This window comes from Parafrankia sp. FMc2 (assembly GCF_041008525.1).
Classification (GTDB): Bacteria; Actinomycetota; Actinomycetes; order Frankiales; family Frankiaceae; genus Parafrankia.
The window spans coordinates 1-4179 of the sequence record NZ_JBFLUG010000284.1 but is presented as its reverse complement, the minus strand read 5'-3'; the positions used below and the strand labels follow the sequence as shown (position 1 = coordinate 4179).

5 protein-coding genes and 2 pseudogenes are annotated in these 4179 nt (G+C 67.6%); 2 read left to right on the top strand and 5 right to left on the bottom strand.

The window, feature by feature from the left end:
* Positions 1 to 171: 171 nt before the first annotated feature.
* Positions 172 to 624, bottom strand: a complete 453-nt coding sequence (locus tag AB1460_RS36095) for a phage holin family protein (protein ID WP_368966975.1) — start codon at positions 622 to 624, stop codon at positions 172 to 174.
* A 3-nt stretch (positions 625 to 627) separates the two neighbouring features.
* Positions 628 to 1269 (bottom strand): hypothetical protein, encoded by a 642-nt coding sequence (locus AB1460_RS36090; RefSeq protein ID WP_368966973.1) that lies wholly within the window; start codon positions 1267 to 1269, stop codon positions 628 to 630.
* 782 nt (positions 1270 to 2051) lie between these two features.
* Between AB1460_RS36090 and AB1460_RS36085 the strand changes: the two are divergent.
* Together AB1460_RS36085 and AB1460_RS38490 are read left to right on the top strand one after the other, a co-directional pair.
* Positions 2052 to 2312, top strand: a pseudogene (locus AB1460_RS36085) (hypothetical protein); the annotation flags it as partial.
* Positions 2313 to 2340: 28 nt separating this feature from the next.
* Positions 2341 to 2733, top strand: a complete 393-nt coding sequence (locus AB1460_RS38490; RefSeq protein ID WP_420497454.1) for a glycosyltransferase family 9 protein — start codon at positions 2341 to 2343, stop codon at positions 2731 to 2733.
* Here AB1460_RS38490 and AB1460_RS36075 read toward each other — a convergent pair.
* From AB1460_RS36075 to AB1460_RS38485, 3 genes and pseudogenes are all read right to left on the bottom strand, one after another.
* Positions 2723 to 2959: an Hsp20/alpha crystallin family protein gene (locus AB1460_RS36075; protein ID WP_368966972.1), complete on the bottom strand. Its 237-nt coding sequence runs from the start codon at positions 2957 to 2959 to the stop codon at positions 2723 to 2725. The genes AB1460_RS38490 and AB1460_RS36075 overlap by 11 nt on opposite strands.
* Before the next feature lie 345 nt (positions 2960 to 3304).
* A complete protein-coding gene (locus tag AB1460_RS36070; RefSeq protein WP_368966971.1) occupies positions 3305 to 3508 on the bottom strand; it encodes a cold-shock protein in 204 nt (67 codons plus the stop codon).
* Between the two features lie 279 nt (positions 3509 to 3787).
* Positions 3788 to 4108 (bottom strand): annotated as a pseudogene (locus AB1460_RS38485) (IS630 family transposase); the annotation flags it as partial.
* Positions 4109 to 4179 lie beyond the last annotated feature (71 nt).

Here is a 4179-nt window from a genome sequence, read left to right as displayed (position 1 = left end):
AGCTACCTGTCCACCGCCACCAAACACGGCATCGGCCAGTTCCCCGCCCTCGTCCAACTCGCCGAGGGCCGCCCCTGGATGCCCGCAACCAGCTAACCCAAGATCAAAGCAGTACCTGACCAGTTACGACATCGGTACCCAGACGAGCTCGGGTCGCGTCGATGTCAGCTCTTACTTCGTGCGGTTCGCGGCCCATTGCGCGTCCTCCTTGAGAGTGTCGACGGTCTGAGGCGCCCCCGACATGTTCCGCAGTTCCCGTCGGCCTCGTAGGACGAGAGGAACAGCAACAACCAGATAGATCATCGCGACGATGAAGGCCGCCCAGTCGATGGCGATCACCCGGTCGAGCAGGAACATCAGGGCCACGGACGCGAAGAGCAGCGTCATGTAAACGGCGAACCCGCCGCCGCCGAGCATCCCGGCTCCGCGGCGCGCCCGCCGGCCCTCCTGGCGGATCTCGGCCCTGGCGAGTTCGATCTCCTTGCGTACCAGTTCGGACAGATCGCTGGTGACCTCGGACATCAGCTGACCGGCCGTGGCCTCACGGACCGCGGTGTCGCTGACGTGAGAGCCCCGAACGCCCTGTCCCGCATGCGTCACCTCGGACGGATAGGGGTTGGACATGGCCTACCTCCCCGTGTCCGATCCGATCCGGGCTCCCCGGTCCGGGGTGTAGACCGCGGAGGGCGGGGCGTCCGCGCCGGCCCCGGTCGTCACGGGCGGTAGCTCGGTGGAGTCGGGAACACGGCCGTTTCGCCTGTCTCCGGCGATGGCGTCACCAGCGGGGTCGGCCGCGGCCGAGAACGTCTTCGGCGGAGAGGCCGGCTGCACGGAAGGGCGGGCCGGGGCCCGGGACGTCGCGCCCCTGACCAGTCGGCCGGTCACGAACCCGCCGAGGAGGGCGCCGGCCAGGAAGACACCGGGGCGTTCGCGCGCGAACGAGCGCACGTCCTCCAGGAGGTCTGCGGGTTGCCGGTTCTCCAGGTGCTGACCGACCGTGCGCAGCCGCTCCGAGGCCAGGCGGGCGAGGTCGCTGGCCAGGCCGGCCTCGGCCGGGGCCTGCTCTGCCATGCGGGACAGACCGTCGGCGAGCTCGCGCACGTTGGACGCGACGCGATGCTGCTGCTCGGACGCTTGCTGGGTGACCTGATCGCGGGTTTCGCCGGCAAGATCCCGCGCCTGCCGCTTCGCCTCACCAGCGACATCGCGGACCTGGCGCTGAGTCTCGTCGACGACTCGGGAGACCTGGGTCCCCGTCTCGTCCGCCACGCGCCTGCCCTGTCCCTGCGCTTCGCCGGCCACCTGGGTCGCCCGGCTCCCCGGCTGGGACGCACCCTCGGATTCCGGCCGTCCGGCCGTCCACGGATCTCCCGTCTGATCGACGCCGCCTGCCGCGGGCTCTCGTGTAGTCATGATTTATTTGCCTCCAGGGATTGCTGCGTCACCGCAGCCCTACCGTGCGGGTGACCCCAAACCTGTTTCAATCCGCCGCCCGAACTCAGGAACGGAAAGCTGACCCAGAGCACCCATGTCTTCGGGTGCGGTCAGAAAATGCCGATATTTCCAGGCTCGAACAAGGTTCGCAGACGCGAGCAGGGCCGACTTTTCCGCCAGGGTTGCAGTGAGCCACTACGGGCAGGGCTGGCGGCCCCGTGGCCAGGTCGGGCCGGTTGGTATGGCTGAGCGAGATCCATCGACGTTCCGGCGGTGCACCGAAAGGTCAGATGACGGTGATCTCCCCTTTTAGGGTCCTGTTCCAGGTTTTAGGAGCGCACTGAGGGCAGGAGTCGGCTAGCTTTCTTGATCCGAGGAAAGGCGATCACACGCGCAGGCGGGAAACGTCGGCGCCGCAAGGTTGGCAGGGTTGCTGCCTGAGCACCGGGCAGTGGTCGTCCAACAGCCCCGTCCATACTCTTCTCCGGAGGTAACGTGAGCTTAAATCCGCTCGAGGAAAAGGTATCGCTCTCGATGATCAGGCGCGGAACTGGTCCGAGTTGCGCGTCGAGCCGTACGACAAGAGGGCGGTGGACTCCGACACCCGGTGTCGGATGATCGCCATGGTCGAGAAGGAGCACGTCACCCAGTACGAGTCGATGCCGGACCCGGGGAAGCGCTGGTTCGAGCAGCTCGTGCTGCACGAGTACAACGAGTGCTACATGTACCACTCGTTCGCCGGCCAGGAGAGCGACCCGTGGATCCGCGCTGTCGGGGAGCTGCGCCTGGCGATGGAGATCGAGCAGCTGCGGATCGCGGCCGATCCGATGAGGCGCCTCGACGGCTGGGAGGCTGCCGAGGTCCTGCCGGAACCGGTCCTGCTGGGTCGTCCGGAGGAGAGATGACATGGTGACCACCGCGGTACGCCCCGAGATCGGAGCTGTGATCAAGATCGGGCCGATGGCTACGGCGCCGCCGGACCGGCTGGTCGACCTGACCGGGCGGCTCGGGCCGAGCGGGCTGGTCGGGCTGCTTGCGGCCGCTGATGTGATGATCGGGAACGACTCCGGCCTGCGGCACCTCGCCGGGGCCGTCGGGACGCCGACCGTCGGGGTGTTCTGGTGCGGAGATGTCATCAACGCCGGTCCCCTCGACCGCGGCCGGCACCGCGTCATCGCCTCCTTTCGGACCACCTGCCCGCGGTGCGGCGCGCCGCAGGAGCCCCGGCGGGACCGGCCGAGTCCCACCGGAGCGCCGTGCATTCGCGGACCCGCCTGCCGTGGCGGTCCTACGCAGTGATGATCTTGCGTTCGGTGTTGTCCCGGCCGATCTCGATGTGCCGTGGCTTGGCTTGCTCGGCGACCGGGATCGTGACGGTGAGCACTCCGTCGACGTAGTTGGCCGTGACGGCGTCCACGTTCAACCCGTCGCCGAGGGCGATCTGGCGGCGGTAGGCGCCGGTAGGTCGTTCGGCCACCATGTGTCGGGCGTCGTCTGGAGCGATCTGCTGGCGAGTTGCCTGCACGTCAGCGTGTTGTTCTCCGCGGTGACCTCCACCGAGCCGGGGTCGACCCCGGGCAGGTCGAAATGCAGAAAGTACGTGTCGCCGGAGCGGTAGCAGTCCATCGGCATCATCTGAGGGGTCCGTGCCGTGTCGAACGCCTCGCTGGCCAGACGGTCAAAGTCACGGAACGCGCCCGGGGGGTTCGGGGTGGGATCTTGACCGTGGTGATGCCGGCGTCGGCGAGGACCGCGTCGGCATCCCTGCTTACGGGCCCAAGCCGACTTCTGGCACCCCACACGGAGCTGTTCGGATGTTGATAACGATCGACACTGAGGCGCCCGAGACGCAGACGCCAGCAGGCGTGCGTCAGACCGGGCGGACGTGCTCCGCCTGCGGGCCCTTCTGGCCCTGCGTGATGTCGAACTCCACGCGCTGGTTCTCGTCCAGGCTGCGGAAGCCCGCGCTGTCGATCGCCGAGTAGTGAACGAAAACGTCCGGGCCGCCGCCGTCCTGCGCGATGAAACCGAAACCCTTTTCGCCGTTGAACCACTTAACAGTGCCCTGAGCCATGTGCTTCTCCTTCGTGGGAGCCGAACCGGGACCGCCTGGTGCGCGCTGGGAGGTCGCGGTGTGATCACCCTCACTGTCGGACTGTCCGGAATGTGAAAAACGCCCGCTGTCAGAATCCGCGGGCGTCCATACATGTAAGGAACCTACAACTGCAACGGGAGCAGCCTATCACTCATCGAGCTCTGACGCCCCTGTGTTGTCAAGTGCAGAGCTTGAATGGTCAGGGTCTGGCTACGGCGGTTCTGGGTCCAGGGGCAGGTCGGTCTGGCCGAGGAAGCCGGTGTTGAGGTTGTCCCAGCACAGGATGATCGGGGCGTGGAGCTGGTGGTGCGCGGCGACGAGCAGGGTGGCGTAGTCGTCTTCGGAGAAGCTGTGGCGTTCACCACGACGGCCGTGGTGGGCAAGGACCCGGTAGAACAGTCGGGGCCGCTGGCCGGGCCGGTAGCAGACCAGGGCAGCCATCGACACCCGTCCCGAGCCCTTCCCCGACACCCGCACGGTCGGGGTGTGTCCCCGCGGGGCCCAGGTCCGGGCCTTGGGCGGGCGCAGGCTCTGCCCGGCTTCGTCCTCGAAGACGATCCACGCGCCGGTCGTCGCCGCTAGATATCCCATGGTCTAGCGCGTCAAGCGGCGGTCGGCTGTGTGGCGTGATGTGACCAGGCGGTTGCTTC

Bases quoted from the DNA above. Each gene is read 5' to 3' on its own strand.
- AB1460_RS36095 (WP_368966975.1), bottom strand. From the start codon at position 624: ATGTCCAACCCCTATCCGTCCGAGGTGACGCATGCGGGACAGGGCGTT.
- AB1460_RS38490 (WP_420497454.1), top strand. From the start codon at position 2,341: ATGGTGACCACCGCGGTACGCCCCGAGATCGGAGCTGTGATCAAGATC.
- AB1460_RS36070 (WP_368966971.1), bottom strand. From the start codon at position 3,508: ATGGCTCAGGGCACTGTTAAGTGGTTCAACGGCGAAAAGGGTTTCGGT.